Source organism: Gemmatimonadota bacterium (assembly GCA_026387915.1).
Lineage (GTDB): Bacteria > Gemmatimonadota > Gemmatimonadetes > Gemmatimonadales > Gemmatimonadaceae > Fen-1231.
Genome location: JAPLKS010000014.1, coordinates 94629 through 114935 on the forward strand (window position 1 = coordinate 94629; position 20307 = coordinate 114935).

At 63.2% G+C, this 20307-nt stretch carries 18 protein-coding genes; 11 read left to right on the plus strand and 7 right to left on the minus strand.

Going from position 1 to position 20307, the window contains the following annotated elements; translation table 11 throughout:
• The first annotated feature begins 6 nt into the window (after positions 1-6).
• The 10 genes from NTZ43_08645 to hypF all read left to right on the plus strand — a co-directional run bounded on the left by NTZ43_08645 (position 7) and on the right by hypF (position 10071).
• Positions 7-297, plus strand: a complete 291-nt coding sequence (locus NTZ43_08645; GenBank protein ID MCX5767273.1) for a HypC/HybG/HupF family hydrogenase formation chaperone — start codon at positions 7-9, stop codon at positions 295-297.
• Positions 294-1406: a hydrogenase formation protein HypD gene (gene hypD / locus NTZ43_08650; protein MCX5767274.1), complete on the plus strand. Its 1113-nt coding sequence runs from the start codon at positions 294-296 to the stop codon at positions 1404-1406. Before NTZ43_08645 ends, hypD begins: the two co-directional genes overlap by 4 nt.
• Entirely contained in the window at positions 1403-2506 is a 1104-nt protein-coding gene (hypE, locus tag NTZ43_08655) for a hydrogenase expression/formation protein HypE (GenBank protein ID MCX5767275.1), read from the plus strand. The genes hypD and hypE overlap by 4 nt, the downstream gene beginning before the upstream one ends.
• 217 nt (positions 2507-2723) lie before the next feature.
• A complete protein-coding gene (locus NTZ43_08660; GenBank protein MCX5767276.1) occupies positions 2724-3869 on the plus strand; it encodes a hydrogenase small subunit in 1146 nt (381 codons plus the stop codon).
• On the plus strand, positions 3862-5583 hold the full coding sequence (locus tag NTZ43_08665; protein ID MCX5767277.1) for a nickel-dependent hydrogenase large subunit: 1722 nt from the start codon (positions 3862-3864) through the stop codon (positions 5581-5583). Before NTZ43_08660 ends, NTZ43_08665 begins: the two co-directional genes overlap by 8 nt.
• A complete protein-coding gene (gene cybH, locus NTZ43_08670; protein MCX5767278.1) occupies positions 5580-6386 on the plus strand; it encodes a Ni/Fe-hydrogenase, b-type cytochrome subunit in 807 nt (268 codons plus the stop codon). Before NTZ43_08665 ends, cybH begins: the two co-directional genes overlap by 4 nt.
• The gene (locus tag NTZ43_08675; protein MCX5767279.1) at positions 6383-6886 is read left to right on the plus strand and encodes a HyaD/HybD family hydrogenase maturation endopeptidase; all 504 of its coding nucleotides are present in this window, start codon (positions 6383-6385) and stop codon (positions 6884-6886) included. Before cybH ends, NTZ43_08675 begins: the two co-directional genes overlap by 4 nt.
• A complete protein-coding gene (locus NTZ43_08680) occupies positions 6874-7131 on the plus strand; it encodes a hydrogenase maturation nickel metallochaperone HypA (protein MCX5767280.1) in 258 nt (85 codons plus the stop codon). The genes NTZ43_08675 and NTZ43_08680 overlap by 13 nt, the downstream gene beginning before the upstream one ends.
• The gene (gene hypB / locus NTZ43_08685) at positions 7112-7783 is read left to right on the plus strand and encodes a hydrogenase nickel incorporation protein HypB (GenBank protein ID MCX5767281.1); all 672 of its coding nucleotides are present in this window, start codon (positions 7112-7114) and stop codon (positions 7781-7783) included. The genes NTZ43_08680 and hypB overlap by 20 nt, the downstream gene beginning before the upstream one ends.
• Positions 7735-10071, plus strand: coding sequence for a carbamoyltransferase HypF (gene hypF, locus NTZ43_08690; GenBank protein MCX5767282.1), 2337 nt, complete (start codon positions 7735-7737; stop codon positions 10069-10071). The genes hypB and hypF overlap by 49 nt, the downstream gene beginning before the upstream one ends.
• Here the strand turns inward: hypF and NTZ43_08695 are convergent, their stop codons facing one another.
• From NTZ43_08695 to NTZ43_08715, 5 genes are all read right to left on the minus strand, one after another.
• Positions 10072-10635, minus strand: coding sequence for a cytochrome C (locus tag NTZ43_08695; protein MCX5767283.1), 564 nt, complete (start codon positions 10633-10635; stop codon positions 10072-10074). It abuts the gene before it with no gap.
• 107 nt (positions 10636-10742) lie between these two features.
• Positions 10743-11165 carry a hypothetical protein gene (locus NTZ43_08700; GenBank protein MCX5767284.1) on the minus strand — a complete coding sequence of 141 codons (423 nt, stop codon included), beginning with the start codon at positions 11163-11165 and terminating at the stop codon, positions 10743-10745.
• Complete coding sequence (locus NTZ43_08705; protein ID MCX5767285.1) at positions 11165-13639, minus strand: DPP IV N-terminal domain-containing protein; 2475 nt, start codon at positions 13637-13639, stop codon at positions 11165-11167. Before NTZ43_08705 ends, NTZ43_08700 begins: the two co-directional genes overlap by 1 nt.
• Before the next feature lie 97 nt (positions 13640-13736).
• Positions 13737-15110 (minus strand): pitrilysin family protein, encoded by a 1374-nt coding sequence (locus NTZ43_08710; GenBank protein ID MCX5767286.1) that lies wholly within the window; start codon positions 15108-15110, stop codon positions 13737-13739.
• Complete coding sequence (locus tag NTZ43_08715) at positions 15107-16537, minus strand: pitrilysin family protein (protein MCX5767287.1); 1431 nt, start codon at positions 16535-16537, stop codon at positions 15107-15109. The genes NTZ43_08710 and NTZ43_08715 overlap by 4 nt, the downstream gene beginning before the upstream one ends.
• 97 nt (positions 16538-16634) lie before the next feature.
• Here NTZ43_08715 and NTZ43_08720 point away from each other — a divergent pair, with 97 nt between their 5' ends.
• Positions 16635-17477, plus strand: coding sequence for a DNA methyltransferase (locus tag NTZ43_08720; protein ID MCX5767288.1), 843 nt, complete (start codon positions 16635-16637; stop codon positions 17475-17477).
• A 121-nt stretch (positions 17478-17598) separates the two neighbouring features.
• On the opposite strand, the gene pap is transcribed toward NTZ43_08720, so the two are convergent.
• On the minus strand, positions 17599-19083 hold the full coding sequence (gene pap / locus NTZ43_08725) for a polyphosphate:AMP phosphotransferase (GenBank protein MCX5767289.1): 1485 nt from the start codon (positions 19081-19083) through the stop codon (positions 17599-17601).
• An 89-nt stretch (positions 19084-19172) separates the two neighbouring features.
• Positions 19173-20279, minus strand: coding sequence for a hypothetical protein (locus NTZ43_08730; protein ID MCX5767290.1), 1107 nt, complete (start codon positions 20277-20279; stop codon positions 19173-19175).
• Positions 20280-20307 lie beyond the last annotated feature (28 nt).

Below are 20307 nucleotides of genomic sequence, written 5' to 3' on the forward strand. Positions count from 1 at the left end.
TTCCCGATGTGCCTCGGCATTCCCGGCAAGATCATTGAAATGCGAGACGATAACGGCCTCGCTATGGGCGTCGTCGACTTTGGCGGCGTGCGCCGAGAGTGCTGCTTGGCGTATGTGCAAGACGAAGTGACGCTCGGCGACTACGTCATTGTGCACGTGGGCTTTGCCATCACGAAAGTGGATGAGGCCGAGGCGCAGCGCACCTTCGAAGTGCTCAAGGAAATGGGGGAGACGCAGGAGCTCGAGTGGTTGCAAGAGGTTGCCGATAAATCGCTGGCGGCCGGTAACGACGCATGAAGTTCTTGAGCGAGTATCGGGATGCGCATATTGCCAAGGCGGTGATTGAACGCATCAAGGCCGAAGCCACGCGGCGCTGGTGTCTGATGGAGGTGTGCGGCGGTCAGACGCACACGATCGTGCGGCAGGGGATCGACGAGTTGCTCGAAGACGCCATCGAGATGATTCATGGGCCCGGTTGCCCAGTGTGTGTGACGCCGCTCGAGCAGATCGACAAAGCGCTGCTCATTGCGGCGCGCCCCGAGGTGCTGTTCACCTCGTTCGGTGACATGCTGCGCGTTCCCGGAAGCGACTGCGACCTGCAACAAGTGCGCGCGCGCGGTGGCGATGTGCGCATTGTGTATTCGCCGCTCGATGCACTGGTGCTGGCCCAGCGCAATCCCACCAAAGAGGTGGTGTTCTTCGCCGTCGGCTTTGAGACGACCGCGCCCGCCAACGCGATGGCCGTGTGGCGCGCGCGCGAGCTCGGGGTCAAGAACTTTAGTGTGCTCGTCTCGCACGTCACGGTGCCGCCGGCCATCACGGCCATCATGGAAGCACCGGACAATCGCGTGCAGGGCTTTCTCGCCGCGGGGCACGTGTGCGCAGTAATGGGCTGGACCGAGTACGAACCGCTCGCTGCCAAGTATCACGTGCCAATCGTAGTGACGGGTTTTGAGCCGGTGGACATTCTCGAGGGGATGTTGCTCGTGGTGCGACAGCTCGAGGCGGGGCGGCACGAAGTGGAAAACCAGTATGTGCGTTCGGTGCGCCGCGAGGGCACGCCGGCAGCACGTGTGACGGTGGACCGCGTCTTTGAGCTTGGGAACCGTAAGTGGCGAGGGATTGGGGAAATCCCGATGAGCGGACTCAGGCTCCGCGACGAGTTCTCGGATTTTGATGCCGAAGTAAAGTTTGGCGTCCAGGACCTGACGGTGGAGGAGCCCGCCGAGTGCCGAGCGGGGGACGTGCTCACTGGGCGGCTGAAACCACCCAAGTGTTCCGCCTTCGGCACGCGGTGCACGCCGGAGCACCCGTTGGGCGCGCTGATGGTGTCCGCAGAGGGCGCGTGCGCGGCGTACTACCACATGGGGCGGTATCGCCCGGAAGCCACGGGAGCGGCGACGTGAGCAGCACGCCAGGGAAAAGCGCGACGGGCGCGGCGGCGGTGGGTTCCGCGCCGAGTCTTGCCAATGGCCCCGTGTGTCCCGCGCCGATCACGACGGTAGACCGCGTACAACTCGGGCACGGTTCCGGCGGCAAGATGAGCGCGGCGATCGTCGCAGAACGTTTCTGGCCAAAGTTGCAGAACGACGCACTCGGCAAGTTCGCCGACGCCAGCGTGGTGCAGGTGAGCGGGGGGGAGATTGCCGTCTCCACCGACACCTTTGTGGTGCAACCGATTGAGTTCCCCGGTGGAAATATTGGGTCGCTCGCGGTGCACGGCACGCTCAACGATCTCGCGATGATGGGCGCGCGGCCGGTGTGTCTGACCGCCGGTTTTGTACTGGAAGAAGGATTGTCCTTTGAGGTGCTCGACCGTGTGATTGACGCGATGGCCGCGGCGTGCCGCGACGCCGGCGTCCCCGTGGTGGCAGGCGACACGAAGGTGGTGGAGCGGGGGAAAGCCGACGGGTTGTATATCAATACCACGGGCGTCGGCGTGTTTGACGACGCGCTTCGCCCCGCGCCACATCGCGCCGTAGTGGGCGACGTGATTCTCGTGAGCGGCCCGCTCGCGCGGCACGGTATGGCGGTGATGGCCTTCCGGGAAGGACTCGCCTTTGAGAGCGAGATTACGAGCGACAGCGCCTGCTTGGTGCCGCTCGTGCAGCAACTCCGGATGTTTGGCGCCGACGTGCATGTGCTGCGCGACCCTACACGTGGCGGCGCAGCCAGTGCGCTCAATGAGATCGCGCAATCGTCGAACGTGGGCGTGGAAATAGATGAGGCGGCGATCCCCGTGCCGGACGACGTGCGCGCCGCGTGCGAAATGCTCGGCCTCGATCCGCTGTACGTAGCCAACGAGGGGGTATTGATCGCGTTCGTCGCGTCCGAAATAGCCGGACAGGCATTGCACCAAATTCGGAGACATCCGCTGGGTTCTCGCGCGTGTGTCTTAGGGCGTGTCGTGGCCGAGCATAAGCGTATGGTGGTGCTGCGCAATGCGTTGGGCGGCACGCGCGTGGTGGATTTGTTGCCAGGTGACCAGTTACCGCGCATTTGCTGATAACCATTTAGCCGGTTTCGCCTGTACGGAAAAGCCCGACGCGCGTGGGAGAGAAGTGAGAATGCGCTCCGGTAATCCGACTCCTAGCTTCGCAACTTCGCAGTGAATAGTTGCGGCACATGTCCTTTCGCGTTGGTCCGGCGCTCGCGGCGCCACGGCGAGTATCCCCCTGCTCGCACGGTTCCATCACGCAAGCTTGGCAGAGGAGGTCGGCGGCATGCTTTCACCTAGTGCACATTCTTGGATCGAGGGGGAAACCCTCGGTGAGCACCTCGAAGAACATGGGGTCTCTCGGCGCGATTTCTTAGAATATTGCGCGGAGCTCTCGGTCGTTCTGGGCGTCGGTTCGGCGCTCGCGCCGAAAATGGCGCATGCGATTGAAGCGCAGAAGCGCCCCACCGTCATCTGGCTACAGCTGCAGGAATGCACCGGATGTGTGGAAAGCGTGATCCGTACGGAGAATCCGTCGATCGGCGATCTCTTGCTCGACGTGATCTCGCTCGACTATCACCACACGCTCATGGCCGGTGCCGGCGCTGCGGTGGAGAAAGTGAAAGCCGCGTCGATGGCGGCGAATAAGGGGAAATACATTCTCATCGTCACGGGCTCCATCCCGACGAACAATGACGATATGTACCTGATGATCGGCGGCAAGACCGCGCGTTCGGTGCTCGAAGAGGCCGCCGAAGGCTGCGCCGCCATTCTCGCCCTTGGCGCCTGCGCCTTCTGGGGCGGCATTCAGGGGGCCCGCCCGAACCCGACCGGTGCAGTTGGCGTGCGCGACATCATCAAGAACAAGCCGATCGTGAACCTGCCCGGATGCCCGCCCATTGGCGACACGGTCACGGCGACGGTCGTGCACTATCTCACCTTCGGCGCGCTGCCGGAAGTGGATCGCGAAGGACGTCCATTGTTCGCGTACGGCGAGCGCATTCACGACCAGTGCTCGCGTCGTGCGCACTTCGACGCCGGTCAGTTCGTCGAGACGTTTGACGACAAGGGCGCGCGCGAGGGGTGGTGCCTCTATCAGGTCGGGTGCAAAGGCCCAGCGACCTTCTCGCCCTGCCCGATCTTCAAGTGGAACAACCGCACGAGTTGGCCGATCGAAGCGGGGCATCCGTGCCTCGGTTGCACCGAACCGCATTTCTGGGACACGATGACGCCGTTCTACGGCCGTCTGCCAGATGTGGCGGGTTTTGGAATTGAAAAGCGGGTGGACACCATCGGTGCGTCGCTCGCGATTGGCGCCGCCGCCGGAGTCGCCGCGCACGCGACGATGACCGTAATGCATCAGATCAAACGCCGCCGTGCCACCGATCAGGTGCCGGAAGCCCACGAGAATGCCGGAGAGAACAATGGCTAAGACCAAACTGGTCGTCGATCCGATCACCCGTATTGAAGGACATCTGCGCATCGAGGCGCAGTCCGAGAACGGGAAGATCTCGCAAGCGTGGGCGAGCGCCACGCAGTTCCGTGGCATTGAGCTCGTGGTGCAGGGGCGCGATCCGCGCGACGCGTGGGCCTTTACGCAGCGTATCTGCGGCGTCTGCACGGCGGTGCACGCCATTGCGTCGTGCCGAGCCGTGGAAGACTCGCTCGGCATCAAGATTCCGCACAATGCCAACACCATTCGCAACATGGTGCTCGGCATGCAGTACATCCAAGATCACGTGATTCACTTCTACCACCTCCACGCCCTCGACTGGGTGGACGTGGTGAGCGCGCTTTCGGCTGATCCGGTCAAGGCAGCGGCAATCGGCAAGAGCATTTCGCCCTGGCCGGGAAACGACGAAGCGCACCTCCGTGCGGTGCAGTTGCGCGTGAAGAAGTTCGTTGGCTCAGGGCAGCTCGGTATTTTTGCCGGCGGCTACTGGGGACATCCGGCGTATAAGCTTCCGCCCGAGGTCAACCTTCTCGCGGTGTCGCACTATCTCGAAGCGCTCGATTGGCAGCGTGACGTGATTCGTCTGCAGGCGATCTTCGGCGGCAAAAATCCGCATCCGAACTTCCTCGTGGGCGGCATGGCGTCGGCCATCAATTTGAGTCAGGCCACGACGATCAACGCCGAGCGCATTGCTGATCTTGCTGGCATGATCAAGCGCGCCAAGACGTTCGTCGAGCAGGTGTACTGGCCCGACCTCGTAGCGATCGCTGGCTTCTACAAGGACTGGGGCTCGATCGGTGGCGGCGTGCCGAACTATCTGGCGTGCGGCGAATTCCCCGAGACCGATGTGTATGATCTCAAGTCGCTCTACATGCCGCGCGGCATCATCATGAACAATGATTTGTCCAAGGTGGTGGAGTACGACCAGAAGAAGGTCAAGGAATACATCCACAGCTCTTGGTACGATTACAGCAAGGGTCCGGAAGAAGGGTTGCACCCGTATGAGGGCGAAACGAATCCCAAGTACACCGGCCCGAAGGCGCCGTGGACCGGCTACCTGCAGGATGAAAAGAAGTATTCGTGGATGAAGTCGCCGCGATATGAGGGCAAGCCGATGCAGGTGGGGCCGCTCTCGCGCATGCTCGTCGCGTACGCCAGTGGGCACAAGGACGCCAAGGAGTTGATCGGCGAAGCGCTGAAGAAACTCAACGTGGGCCCTGCGGTGCTCTTCTCCACGCTCGGCCGCACGGCGGCTCGCGGTGTCGAGGCGGTGCTGTTGGCGAACAAGATGGAAGGGTGGCTTGGCGATCTCACCACCCACATTAAGAATGGCGACCTCGCCACGTTCACCAAGGACAAATGGGAGCCGTCGAGCTGGCCGAAGAAGTCCGAAGGCTACGGCTACGTCGAAGCGCCGCGCGGCGCCCTCGGGCACTGGGTGCAGATCGAAGACGAAAAGATCTCGCGCTATCAGTGCGTGGTGCCCACGACGTGGAATGCCTCGCCGCGTGATGCACAGGGACAGCCCGGGCCGTATGAAGCCGCGCTGCAGGACAACCATCCGCTGGTCGATCCCGACAAACCGCTGGAGATTCTCCGGACGATCCACTCGTTCGACCCGTGTCTCGCATGCGGCGTGCACGTTCTCGATGCGGAGGGGAACGAGATCAGTTCGGTGGAGGTCAACGTATGAGTAAGGTGTCCAATGAAGTTGGCGCCCGGCATCCGCCGGGTGCCCGCTACCTCCAAGAGTTCGGCAAGGCGGTACCGCGCGAACGCGGTGACTTTACGTGGGTGTACCTGTGGGGCGCGCCGCTCCGCATCATGCACTGGATTGCCGCGCTGTGCATTGTGGCGCTCGTGATTTCTGGCCTGTACGTGGGCCGGCCGTACTTCGCCACCACGGGGGAAGCGAGTTCCCATTTCTTGATGGGCAAGTTCCGCTTCGTGCACTTCACTGCCGCAGCGGTGATTGTCATGACGGGGATCGTGCGCGTGTACTGGCTCTTTGCCGGAAACGCGTTCGAGCGTTTCCCCGCGCTCTTCCCGATGTCGCCCCGGAACATGCAGAGCATGTTCAAGGTGATGCGGACGTATTTCAACTTCCAAACGCAAGAACAGCCGCACTTTGTGGGGCACAACCCGCTGGCGCAGTGGGCCTATACCAGCGTCTATCTAATGATGACCATCATGGTGATCACTGGCTTCACGCTATATGGGCAGTCGGCGCCGACGGGATTTTTCTACCACCTCTTTGGGTGGGTGCCAGGGCTGATGGGTGGCCTGCAGATCGTGCGCTTAGTGCATCACGCGCTCACCTGGGCCTTCCTGATCTTTGTGCCGATTCACATTTACCTCGCGATTCGTGCGGATTACGTCGAGCGCGCCGGTATCGTGTCGTCCATCATTACGGGCGGCCGGTTTGTGGCGTCGGACGACGAGTTTGAAGACATCGACCTCGCGGCCGGTAAGTCACGCCCTTGGCCGAAGGAATGAGCGCGAGCACCGTACTCCTTGGGCTTGGGAGTCCGATCATGGGCGACGACGGCTTAGGCCTCGTCGCCCTTGAGCGCTTGCGGGAGCGTTGGGTGATTGACGACATCGAGTTGGTAGACGGCGGGACGTGGGGGATGACGCTGCTGCCGGTCATTCAGGATGCGGACCGGATGCTCGTGGTGGACGCGATTGCCGCGCACCAGCCGCCGGGCTCGCTGGTGGTGCTGGAAAAGGAACGGCTCCCCATCTACCTCACGCGGGCCCTCTCACCGCATCAGGTTGACCTGCGCGACGTCCTCGCCGTGGCAGAACTCACGGGCCGGATGCCCGAGGTGATCGTGGCCATGGGGGTGCAGCCGGAAACGGTGTCGCTCTCCACGGAGCTGACTCCAGTGGTGGCCGCTCGGATGGACGAACTCGAAGCGGCGATTATCGAACGGCTCCGGCTCTGGGGACATAGCTGCGAGCCGGTGGCAACAGGAACCGCATGCACGAAATGAGCGTGGCGATGGAAATCGCACGCATCGCGGAACAAAAACTCGGTGCACAGGCTTCTATGCTGTGCACCGTTGCCGTTGAGGTCGGCGACGATAGCGGGCTCGAACCGAGCAGTCTCGAGTTCTGTCTCGATGTTGTTTTTCGTACGCCGCCCTTCACGGGGGCCAAGCCGGAGATCCTGCGCCGGCCGGGAAATGTGTTGCAAGTCGCATATCTGGAGATCGACGATGGCTGTCCGGACGATTGAAGTGCGGGAGCGCGTCATGGCGCGCAACGATGAACTCGCGGGAGGCGTGCGCCGCCGATTGGCGGAAGCAGGCATTGTCGCGCTGAACCTCGTGTCATCGCCCGGCGCCGGGAAAACCTATCTCCTCGAAAAAACCCTCGCTGCCCTCGGTGGGGAACTCGACATTGCGGTCGTGACGGGCGACGTGCAAACACAGAACGACGCCGACCGCCTCGCGCGCCACACCACGCGCCTCGTGCAGGCGGTGGTCACCGGCGGGGCCTGCCACCTCGACGCGCTCCAAGTGAACACGGCCCTCGACGCGATCGACCTCACGCGCACCCGCCTGCTGTTTATCGAGAACGTGGGCAACCTGGTCTGTCCGGCGTCGTGGGACCTCGGCGAGCTCTGTAAAGTGGTGCTCTTCACCGTCACGGAGGGTGAGGACAAGCCGCTCAAGTATCCGAAGATGTTCCAGAACGCCAAGTACGCTGTGCTCACCAAGACCGATCTGCTGCCGTACGTGCCCTTTGATGTGGAGCTGGCCAAGGCCAACGCGCGCACGGTGAATCCAGCGTTGGAGTTCTTTGAGCTCTCCGCCACGAATGGCAGCGGAATGGAGGCGTGGTTCGCCTTCTTGCGCGGACTGGTGGCATCCGGCGCCACGGTGTAATGCCGATGGACGGCGCCACGCACGCGCGCGATTTGCGGGTGACCGGCGTTGTGCAAGGCGTGGGCTTTCGTCCGTTCGTGCATCGCCTCGCGTTGCGGTATCGCCTTACCGGTTGGGTGCGCAACGTCGCCGGAACAGTGGAGATTCATGTTGAGGGTGCCCCTGAGGCGCTCGATGCCTTCCAGCGCGATCTTCGAGCCGAAGCGCCGCCGGTATCCCGCATCGACACGCTGGCCTCCGCGCCCGGCACACTCGAAGGACTACTCGCATTCGAGATTGCCTCAAGCGCGGACGCCGACGGCACGCGCCCCGTGCCGCCCGACGTGGCGATCTGCGCCGCTTGCGAAGCAGAGTTGCGCGACGCCGACAACCGGCGCCATCGACACGCTTTCATTACGTGTACCGACTGCGGGCCGCGCTACACGATCATTGACGCGCTTCCGTACGACCGCGTGCGCACAACTATGGCCACCTTCGAGCCGTGCACCGAGTGCGCGGCCGAGTACGACACCGCCGGCGACCGGCGCCATCACGCCGAAACACTCGCATGCCCGTCGTGCGGCCCGCAGCTCTGGCTCGAATCGCGCGACGGTCGTCGCTGGGCCTACAACGACACGGCCGTGCATCTCGCCGCTCGCTCGCTCCGCGGTGGCGCCATCCTCGGCGTGCGCGGAATCGGCGGCTTTCATCTCGCCTGCGACGCATCGAATGACGTCGCGGTGCAACGACTCCGCGCACGCAAGCATCGCGACGCGAAGCCGCTCGCCCTGATGGTGCGCACCGTTGAGGAGGCGCGGAAACTCGCGCTGGTGAACGACGCCGAGGCCGTCGCCCTTTGCGGCAGCGCGCGTCCGATCGTGCTGCTGCGCGCGCGCGACGACGCGCCGCTTGCTGAGGGGCTCGCACCTGGGCTGCGCCACATAGGCGTGATGCTCGCGTATTCGCCGCTGCATCACCTCCTGCTCGACTCGTTCGACGCGCCGCTCGTGATGACCAGCGGCAATCTCAGCGACGAACCGATTGCGATGGGGGTAGACGAAGCCCGCACGCGATTGTCGCATATTGCCGATGAGTTCCTGATGCACGACCGCGAGATTCTGTCGCGCGTCGACGACTCCGTGGTGCGCGTGGTAGACGGCGCGCCCATGCTGCTGCGCCGCTCGCGTGGTTATGCGCCACTTCCGCTCGCGCTACCGGTGTCGGCGCCCGTGCCGATCATCGCGGTGGGGCCGCACCTCAAGAACACCTTCACCCTCGCGCGCGACGGGTGGGCCTGGCCGAGTCCGCACATTGGGGATCTCGAAAACCTCGACGGCCTCGCGCATTGGCACGCGGCCTTTGATCGCTACCGCGATCTCTTCCGCATTGAGCCGCAGGTGGCGGTGCGTGATCTGCATCCCGGCTATCTGTCCACTCGGGTCGCCGAGGAGCTCGGGCTCCCGCGCCTGATGGTCGTGCAGCACCATCATGCGCATATCGCGGCGGTGGCGGCCGAGCATGGTGTCACCGAGCGAGTCATCGGACTCGCGTTTGACGGCACGGGGCTCGGCGACGACGGTCATGTGTGGGGCGCCGAGACGCTCGTGGCTGATTTGCGATCGTACCGACGTGTGGCGCGCCTCCGGTATGCGCCGCTGCCTGGAGGCGACCTCGCGGCGCGCGAGCCGTGGCGCGTCGCGCTTGGCTATGCGTCGCTGGAGCCGGGAAGCGAGGCCGCGTTCGCGCTGGCGTACGAGGGAGTGGCGGCCGAGGAACTGCGCATCGCGCAACGGCAGATTGCGCGCGCGCTGAATGCGCCTTTTGCGTCGTCGATGGGACGATTGTTCGATGCCGCCGCGGCGGTGATTGGTGTGCGCCATCGCTCCGGCTACGAAGGGCAGGCGGCATCGGAACTCGAGACGCTCGCGGCGGATGCCGTCAGCGTGCCGATCGTGATGCCGTGGCGCGAGGTGGACGGTTGCTGCGAGTTCGACCCCGTGCCGCTCCTCGCGACGCTTGGTGAGCGCCGGCAGGGCGGCGAACCCGCGGAGGAGCTGGCCGCGGTGTTCCACGACAGTGTGGTACACGCGGCCGCCGAGATGGCGACCATTGCCGCCGAGGCAAATGGGATTGGCGTGGTCGCGCTTGGAGGCGGCTCGTTTCAAAATGCACGCCTGCAGAGTGGCGTGCGGCGGCTCCTCGAAGCGCGCGGCCTACGCGTGCTCGTGCCGCAGTTGTTGAGCCCCAATGACGGGGCCATCAGCTACGGGCAGGCGGCGGTGGCCGCCGCCTGCCTCGCAGCGGAGTAGCTACTTCGGCTTCTTCGTCTCTGGGCCAGCCGGCTTCTTGGTGGTATCCACCGGCGGCAGCGGAGCGCCCTGCTTGGTGGAGAGATCCACATACTCACCAAACGGATCGGCGCCGGGCTTGGCGCTGCGCGGGAGGCGCGCACCGACCTTGTTTCCGAGCGACTTCGTGTACTTGAACGTGTTGCGGATGTCTTCTTCGGTCATGAGTGCGGTGTTGTGCCACGGCATCGGGAGCTTGCCCTCGCCGTCGTCGGCAGTCGTCATGACCTTCACCCAGTGATCCTCACTCTGGCGTGCGGCAATGGACCGAAGATTCTTTCCGTACACCGTCCCCCACGGCCCCTTATAGCCGACAGGATTGCCGGTGAGCTGATCGTCCTTGGCCACCTTGCCCTTGGCGGCGGTCCAGCCGGCCGTGTGGCAATCGTGACAGCTGCCGAGGATCATCAGGTATTCGCCCGCGGCTTCCGGCGAGGAGGCGACCACCTTTGGCTTGTCCTGCGCGGCAAGTGCGGCGGGCAGGAGGCACGCCAGGGTCAAAGCAAGATGACGGCTACGGAGCATTCGGTCCTCGTCGGAGAAGTGGAGCGGGGGAGCATAAGGTTAACGGATGCCGGGGCTCCGGCGTTAGCGGTTACGCCAGAAGCCCCGGACTCCAACGGGTTATCGACCTACTTTCGCTTATTGACCGTGGTGACCTCAATGGCACCGAGCTCGTGCCCCGGCCCGCGGAGCGCGACGGCCGCGTTCTGTTCGAGAAAACGCATGGACACCACCTGACTGAGCTTTACCGTCTTCAGTTCTTCAAGGGACGGCTGGCGCACGTCGTCGATATAGCAGATCACTTCGCTCGCGCCGCCGCCATTGCCCAAGACATTGGACGATGACGTATGCGACATGGTTGGATTCAGCCAGTTCGGACGCAGGAGCCGAATGGCGTCATACGCCGAGTGCATGCCGCTCGGCGTTTCCGCTAGGTCGTCCGCGGTGATGTGCGTGCGGTCGCCCTTCCGTTTGGTTTGCGCCTCTGCCGCCGCGGGAAGAGCGAACCCCGCGGCGGCCAACACGAGCGCGACGATCGATACTCCGCGCATTACGGAATGATCGGCAGGCCAGGGACGTCCGGATCGTCCGGATCAACTGGCGAGCTACCGTCGCCCGGACCCATCGATCCATCCGGTGGGGTGATCTTGTAGTTGTCCGGCGGTGTCTTGCCAAGCAGGTACTGCACGAAGTAGTCCCAACGACGGCGAATGAAGTACGGCTCGTTGAGTCCGTGCGCCCGGTTGGGCGCCCACACGAGATCGTACTGCTTGTTGGCCTTGGTGAGCTCGTCAATAAGCTGCACGGTGTTGGCCGGATGCACGTTGTCGTCCATGTCGCCGTGCATCAGCATCAACTTGCCCTTCAGGTTCGCCGCGTACGTTTTGTTCGCCGAGGCGGTGTAGTTGTCTTCGCCGCGACGAGCGGTGTCCTTTTTGAGCAGCCCCTGATATTTCTCGGCCCAGTAGATGTTGTAGCTCCGGTTGTCGTGATTGCCGGAGCTGCTGACAGCGACCTTGAAGAAATCGGGGAAGCGCAGCATGGCGTCGGTGCTGGCAAAGGCGCCGCCCGAGTGGCCGTAGATGCCAACACGTTCAATGTCAATAAAGCTGTACTGCGCGGCGAGCTGTTTGATCACGGTGACGTGATCGGGGAGCCCGTTGTCGGTGAAGTTGCCGTAGTAGTTATCATGGAACGCTTTGGAGCGGTTCGGCGTGCCGATGTGGTCAATCTGCACGACGATAAAGCCGAGCTCGGCGATTGAAAACGGTTCGCCACCGCTCTTGTACGTCCACGAGCCAACCGAACCCACCTGCGGACCCGGGTAGATGTTGGAGATGATGGGATACTTCTTGGTTTCGTCAAGATTCGACGGCAGGTACATCACGCCGTAAATGTCGGTGACACCGTCGCGTGCCTTCGCCGCAAAGGTGCGGGCGTTCTTGAAGCCAAGGGCGGTGAGTTGCGTGATGTTCGCCTTGGCCAGCGTGTTGATGATGCGGCCCGTCGTGATGTCGCGGAGCACCGTCTCGGTGGGCTTTTCGATGCGGCTCATGCGGTCGACGATGTACTTGCCGCTCGGGCTCACCTCAACATCGTGGTACGAGTCTTCCGGGGTGAGGAGTGTCAGCCCCGTGCCGTCGAAGTTCACCTTGTAGAGCGCCTGATAGTACACGAAGTGATCGGCTTCGCGGCCGCGCGCGGTGAACCAAATCTGTTTGAGCTTCTCATCAACGTTGACGACCTTACCCACCTGCCACGGACCGCTGGTGATCTGGTTCTTGACCTTCGCGTCGGGGCCGAGGCGGTAGAGGTGTCCCCAGCCGTCACGCTCGGACCACCAGATGACGTCCTGGCCGTCCTTGGTCACGTACCAGCTCGTGGGATCCGATGGCGGGGCGGTTTCTACGAACGTCTTGGTGGTATCGCGCGCCAGCAGCGTGGACTTGCCGGTGGCGGCGTCCACTTCCCACAAGTACGCGCTCTTGGAGGCGCGGGTGATGCCCGAGAGCTTCACCTTGTCGGAGTTCGGCGTCCAGACCGAGTCACGCAGGGAGTTGCTGGTCGTGAGCGAGGCCACCTTCAGCGGGAGCTGCACCACGACATTGGTCTTGGCGACGCGGTCGAGAATGTGCGCGCCCGGCACTGGGATGATCGAGTCGCCCGGCAGCGCATAGGGCTGCGAGAAGGCGCGCGGCCGCTGGGGCGTGTAGCTGATATAGGGCATGTGGCCCACGCCACGCGTGTCCTGGCGGGCGACGAGCAACCGCTTCGAATCCGGCGCCCACACAATTTGCGGACGGCGCGGTGCGAGTCGTGGGGCCATCATTTGCTGCGGCGTGGGTTCACCCTGACCGTAGCCCCAGCCGACGACACCGTCGGTGGTGAGTTGTGTGGTGTCGCCGCCGTGACGCGGGCGCACAAAGACGTTGAAATTCGTCACGAATGCTTCCCACTTTTTGTCCGGGGAGAGCACGAACTGCGTTTCAGTGGGGATCGTGTCACCAGCCACGCAGCTGTACGCGGTGATGTCACAGGTCACGCGCTTGCGGCCGACGCGGAACTCAATATTCCGTTCGTCTTCGTTGTCTTTGGTAAAACGGAACGACTGAAACGGAAGCTTGTTGCCGTCGACTGCGGAGTCGGTGGCCACGGTAATGGCCGCTGCGAGGCGGGCGTTCTCGAAGAGCGGACGAATCGCGTTCGTGGCCGCATCGACGTACATGAAGTCCGCGCCGTTCTTGGTTTTATTGCGGAACCAAAAGCGCGAGCCATCCTTGTACCACTGAGGCTGCACGACGTCGCCGTACACGAGCTTGCTCGTGTTCCACGGGAGCATTTGTTCGGCGCGCGTGTATCGCTCCACCATCGTGCGTGGGGCGGCTGGCGCTGCAACGCTGGTGGTCACGTTGACCGTCGTCGCAGCCTGCGTGGCGGCTTGTGCACGGACGGCTCGTGGTGCAGTCGCGCCAGCAAACGCCGTCAGCGCCACTGCGGCAATGGCGGGTGAGAATCTCGTGCGCATCGAACGACCTCGTTAGTGGGAGACGTTTCTTAGAGAACGCAGGTGCAAACGTACACTTCTTCGTCCCATTCCTCCAGCACAGAGCCGTCGGAGGGAGCTACCGATACGGGGCGAGCTGAGTCTGAACGGACTTTCTGTCCCCAATGACTGTGATCGTCATGTGCGCCGGATCGAGCTGTTCCTGCGCCATTCGCCGCACGTCCTGCGGCGTCACCGCCATGACCCGCTGCACGTAACCGGTGAGGTACGCCTCTCCCAGCCGGAACTCGTCAAGGAACTGTAGCCGGCTCACCACCCCCCACCGCGAACTGTTCTGAATCACGAATAGTCCTATCAGGTTTTGCTTGATGCCGTCGAGCTCAGCCGCTGGAGGGGCCTCGGCGCGTAGCCGCTCGATCTCGCCCAGTATTTCCTTGAGGGCGTTGCCGGTGTCTTTGGTGGTGACGTCTGCGGTCTCGACCCAGTAGCTCGCGCCGCGGTGCTGCCACAGGATGGAGTTGGGCGAGTAGGTGTAGCCTTTGTCCTCGCGAATGTTGGTCGTGATGCGCGAACCAAAGGCGCCACCGAGGAGCGCGTCGGTGACCTCAAGCTTCGTGAAGTCCGGATGCGATGGGCCGATCACAGGAAGCCCAATCCAGATTGTGCTCTGCGGCGCGTCAGGCCGGTCTTCAAGCGCGAGCTGACGACTGGTGCTCCCCACGGCGGGACGGTCTTTGGCCGGCGTACCGGCATCCCAGTCAGAGAACGATTCGCGCGCGGCTTTCTCCACCGCCGCATCGTCAAAGACGCCGCTTACATACAAGTGGGCGCGCACGGCGCCGAAGTTGTCATCAAAAAAGTTGCGAAGGTGCCCGATCTCGAGTGCCTTGAGTGTGGCTTCTGTGGAATACGGCCGCCCAAACGGGTGGTCCGGAAAGAGCAGCCCTCGCCAGCGTTGCCGTGCTTGATCCCCGGCTTGCTGCATCGTGATGGCCAAAGTGCGAAGCGCGTTTTGTCGCACACGCTCGAAGTCGGCTTTTTCGAAGCGCGGATGGTGCGCCACGTCCGACACGAGGGACACAAACTTGGCCGCGTGGATGCTCAACACTTCGCCGCCGATCGTTGACTGCACCGCACCGGCCGTCGCGCTAATGCTTCCACCCATCTCCGCGGCTTCGCGCGAGAGTTGCTGAGCCGTGTGCATGATCGTGCCTTCGAGCAGCAGATCGGTGGTGAGCGCAGCAAGCCCAGGGGCAAAGGGCGGTTCGTCGATGGCGCCGGTCTCCATGGCGAGCGAGACGACGGCCTTCGGCACGGAGCCGTAGTGCACGAGCGTCACCTTCAGTCCGTTGCGCAACGTAAAGGTGCGATGCACTGGGAGGGTGAACGGCTTCGGTGAGCCGGGCTTTGGTGCTTGCGCGACGAGGGGGGACGTAGTGGACGCCGCGGTGATCGCGGCGGCGAGCGCCCCCCAGATGATGACAGCCCTCATGGCGCACCTCCGGACGTCTTGGCACCGGGGACGATGGTGTACACCGTGCGATTTTCCTTATTGAGCCACTCTTTGGCCACCTTCTGAATCAACGCCGGCGTCACCGCGTCAAATCCACGCTCAAGAAAATTGACGCGCGCCGGATCGCCGTCGAACAGCGCGAAGCTCGCGAGGAGATCGAGTTTGCCAAGACCGAAACTTTCGTCGGCGATTCCATAGAGTTGCGAGCGCATCTTGGTCTTGGTGCGCGTCAGTGTGGCGGCATCCACGGGCTTGGCGCGGAGCAAGTCCAGTTCTTTGTCGATCACAGTGAGCAGTGCACTCGCGGGCTTGTTGGTGTCGTGATACGCGGTCACCACCCAGAGCATGGGTCCTTCGTAGTTGAACTGGTTGCCAAGTCCCCAGTTGATCCCCGCGTTGATCTCGCCCGTCAGGTTGGCGCGCTGCACGAGGGCGTCATAGAGTCGGCTGTCGCGCCCCTGCGCGAGGAGTTGATCGATCAAGCCCATCGCAAACCATTCGGGGGTCCACCGCGGCGGGACATGCCACGCAAGGCCGAGCGCCGGTCGGTTGGCCAGTGAATCCACGCGCGAGTGCGTCCGTTCCACAGCTTGATGCGGCTCACCGACATCCAATGGCGGGGGTGGCTCACTGGCCTTGATGTCGCTGAAGTACTTCAGCACCCAGGCGCGCGCATCGGCGGGATTGAAGTCGCCGACCACGGCGAGCACGGCATTATTGGGTGCGTAGTAGGTGCGGAAGAATGTTCGCGCATTCTCGAGGGTGGCCGCGTCGAGATCCTTGAAATCGCCGTAAAAATCGTGCGCGTTGGCCCAGTTGGTGTTGGCGGTCATCGGCAAGTCGATCCACGGAAAGCCGCCGTAGGGCTGATTCTGGACGTTCACGCGGACTTCGTTTTTCACCACGTCGCGCTGGTTGTCTATGTTCGTCTGGTCAATCTGCAGGCCGCGCATGCGGTCGGCTTCGGCCCACAAAATCGTCTCAAGGACGTGAGCCGGGACGACTTCGTAATAGTTGGTGAAGTCGAAACGCGTGGAGCCGTTGAGAATGCCGCCGTTGTTTTCGATGAGCTTTACAAACTGCATCTTGCCCATGTTCTGCGAGCCTTGGAACATCAGGTGCTCAAATAGGTGGGCAAAACCGGTGCGGTCGCGTGGTTCGGTGCGGAATCCAACCTTATAGTAGACCCCCACGCCGACGGTGGGCGCGGTGGTGTCGCGTGAAAAGACCACCCGGAGGCCGTTGCCGAGTGTCCAGTAGTCGGTGGCAATGTTGAGTCGCGGCGTCGCGGCGGTTTGCGGCGCGGAGGGTGCCGCAGGAGCAGCGCGTTTGGGGCGCTGGGCGTCCAAGGTGGAGCAGGCCGCGAAAAGGAGCGCAGCGGTTCGGGCCGCGCGGAACGGGGGCATTGCGGGCAATCTCAGGCGAGGGGCAGGCGGGGGCACCGGGGACACTAGAATGTCCGCTCCGGCGCGCCTGGTGGCAACTGCGCGCTATCTTGTGTCCGTGATAACGGTCTACCGTGGCGACAACCTGAAGGTGCTCCGTCCGTTCACGGACGGCGCGTTTGATCTCATTTATATCGATCCGCCCTTCAATACGGGGCGCGTGCAGCGCCGGAGCCGCGTGCGGACACGCGCCGACGTGGACGGCTCCCGCACCGGGTTCGGCGGCCGCCGCTACGCGGTAGAAAGTGTGGCCAGCGGCGCCTACGGCGACAGCTTCGGCGACTACCTCGGCTTTCTCGGCCCTCGGCTTGAGGAAGCACGCCGACTGCTCAGCGCCACCGGGAGCCTGTTCGTGCACCTCGATGCGCGTGAGGTGCATTACGTGAAAGTGTGGATGGACACCCTTTTCGGTCGCGCAAGCTTTATCAACGAGATCGTGTGGGCGTACGACTATGGCGCTCGCTCAACCAAGCGGTGGTCGGCCAAACACGACACCATTCTCTGGTACGCAAAGGACCCGGAGCGGTACACCTTCAATGCGGCCGCCAGCGATCGGTTGCCGTACATGGCGCCCGGGCTGGTGACGCCGGAGAAGCGTGCGCGCGGCAAGATGCCCACGGATACATGGTGGAACACGATCGTCAGCCCAACCGGCAAGGAAAAAACAGGCTACCCCACACAAAAGCCGCTCGCGATTCTCGAGCGCATTGTGAAGGTGCATTCGTCGCCGGGCGACCAGTTGCTCGACTTCTTTGCGGGGAGCGGTTCGTTTGGCGATGCCGCGGACCGGCACGGACGCGACGTTACCCTCGTTGACGAGAGCGCCGAAGCCATTCGCGTAATGCGCGCGCGGTTCCGCGGGCGTGAGGTGCGGTTCGTGCCGGTGCGCTCGGCGCGTTAGGGGGCGCCCGTTGGCGCCCGTTGGCGCCCAGCGGCGCCCAGCGGCGCCCAGCGGCGCCCGCCCAGCGGCGCCCAGCGGCGCCCGGCGGCGTGGCTTGGGTTTCGGAGGCGCTAGCGGTGTGCTACCGCTCCAACGAGCGCTCAATCGCGCCACACACCGTCTTTAGCACGTGAATGCGCGCCCAATGCTTGTCGTTGGAGGGCACTAATGTCCACGGCGCCTTGGTGGTGCTCGTCCGGTCTACCATGTCGCACGCCGCCTGCCGATACGCATCCCACTTCTTGCGATTGCGCCAGTCGTCGTCGGTAATCTTGAACTGCTTGAACGGCGTGCGCTCGCGGTCCTTAAACCGCTTGAGCTGCTCGTCCTTCGTCACGGCGAGCCAGAATTTTACGACCACAACGCCAAATCGCACCATCTGGTGCTCAAAGTCGTTGATCTCGCTATACGCGCGCATCCACTCCGATTCCGGGGCAAATCCTTCGACGCGCTCCACCAACACCCGTCCGTACCACGACCGGTCAAAGATTGTGGCGCCGCCGAGCTTTGGCACGTGCCGCCAGAATCGCCAGAGATACGGCTGTGCACGCTCTTCCTCTGTGGGCGCCGCAATGGGAATGATCTCGTATTGTCGCGGGTCCAGCGGCCCGACGATGCGTCGAATCGCGCCTCCCTTGCCGGCGGCATCATTCCCTTCGAATACTGCAACGAGCGCACGATCGCGAAACCGGCGGTCACGGGTAAGGGTCGCCAATTTCCCTTGCCACCGTTCGAGTTGCGTCTCGTACTTGGCCTTGGTGATCGTCTTGGAAAAATCGAGTTCGCTCAGGACATCTTTGGCGTCGATCGGCGGCAACAACGGTGGTGTCCGATCCACCGCGCGGGCGGATTTCTTTTCTGCCACACGCTCCTGCACCGCAGCGAGCACACTCTGGCCTACCGTGAGATCGCGATAGCGCTCGTCCGTGGCTTCGGTAATGAGCCAAGGCGCGTCGCCGCTGCTGGTTTGCCGAATGAAGTGCTCCGCCACTTTGCGAAAAGCGTCATACCGTTTGAGCCGTTGACGATCCAACGCCGTGACTCGCCAAGCGGTCTTCGGATCCTTGGCCAGCGTCTTGAGGCGTAGCCGCTGCGCTTCTTTGGGAATGTGCAGCCAGTACTTGAGGAGCAACGCCCCTTCGGCGACGAGCATGCGCTCGAATCGCACAATACGCTGAATGCTCTGGTCGAGCTCCGCGGCCGTGGAGCGCCCTTCGGCGCGATCCACAATCGGCGTGGTGTGCCATCCGCCAAACAGAATGCCGATCTTTCCTTTGGGCGGCAGCGATTGCCAGAAGCGCCACATCGGAGGGCGTTGGCGTTCGTCGTCAGTCGGCTCTGGAAAGGAGCGCACCGAGATATGCCGAGGGTCCATCCACTCGAGCAGGCGCTTGACCGTCTCGCCGCTGGTGGCGCCGTCCACGCCGCCAATGAGCAGAATGACGGGGCAGCGCTTTTGCTGTGAGAGCGCGAACTGCGCTTGCAACAGCGCCTCGCGCAGGGCGGGGACCTGTGCGTCCCAACGCTTCTTGTCTACGGTGTGGCCAAGCTCGGCGGATTCGAACATGCTTTCACACTAACGCCGGGGGGCGTGGGCGCAACAGACGAAAACCGGACAGCCGGCCTGCTAACCAGTGAGCCGTCCCCGTGATGACGCTACTGATACTGGATGTAGAGCGGCCGCGGATTGAGCTTGAGGATCTGGGCAATGGTCGTGCGCGGGTTGTCGTTGCGTTCCTTATAGAACTGCTTCCACCCCACGAACTGCACCGGTTCTGCCTTAATCCATTTCATGAACGTATTGCGCTTGAGCCAGGGCGGCCCAAAGCCATCCATGTCCATCACGATTTGCACGCGTGGGTCGAGCTTGATCAGGTGCGAGTTCGTGACGCCGCGCTGCGTGAAGCGATGCACCACCAACACCTTCGGCGGCAGTTTGTACTGCGTGACGAGGTCGGCGAGAAAGTCGCGCGCAATATTCACGTCGGCCGCATCAAATGAACCGATCTTCTTTCCCGGTACCGTGCCGTCCTTCATCGAGAATTCGGGATCAATGCCCAAGTGAAAGTTCGGCCGCATCAGGAACTTGGCGAGCCGCGGGAGTTCGTCGCGCAGATTGCTCTGGCCCACCTGAATGTCCAAAAACACTAAGGCGTTCCGCTTGGCGGCCCAGCCGGCCACCTTCTCGATGAGCGATGAGTCCATGCGCAACCGATACCGACCGTCGCACCCCGGGCCGCCCTGCGCTACCACCGCAATCAGGTGCAGCGCCGGCTGCACCGGCGTGGTGGGGTCGGCCTTGGTCCACGCGGCCACTTCGGCGTCGAGCATGCGAAGCATTTCGTCCGGCTGATACTCGCCGAGCACGCCCATGCGCTGCGACAGCGGATTCCCGTAATAGGCGATGATGCGCTTGGCGGGGAGAATCGACCCCGGCAACGGTTCAGGTCCTTTGACGGGCCACTTCGCGTTCAGGATCGAATCTTCACGTGCATGCGCGAGGCTGTCGGGGTCGGCGAGCTGGGTCTTCCACGATCCCTTTTTTCCGGCCTTTGTCGCTTTCGCCCCAGCCGCGGCTTTGGGGCTCTTTTTCGCCCCAGCTTTCGCCGCCTGAGCAGCGCTTTTCTTCGGCGCCGAATCGGCAGGGGTACGGGCGGTGTCCTGCTGCGCGACGAGGAACGCGGGCAGGAACAGCGCGAGGGCGAGGGTGCGGCTGGAATTCATCATCTCGCGCGGAGACGACCCGCCCCAGCGTCTCGTCACGGCAAGACTACTGGCCGACGTCCCCACG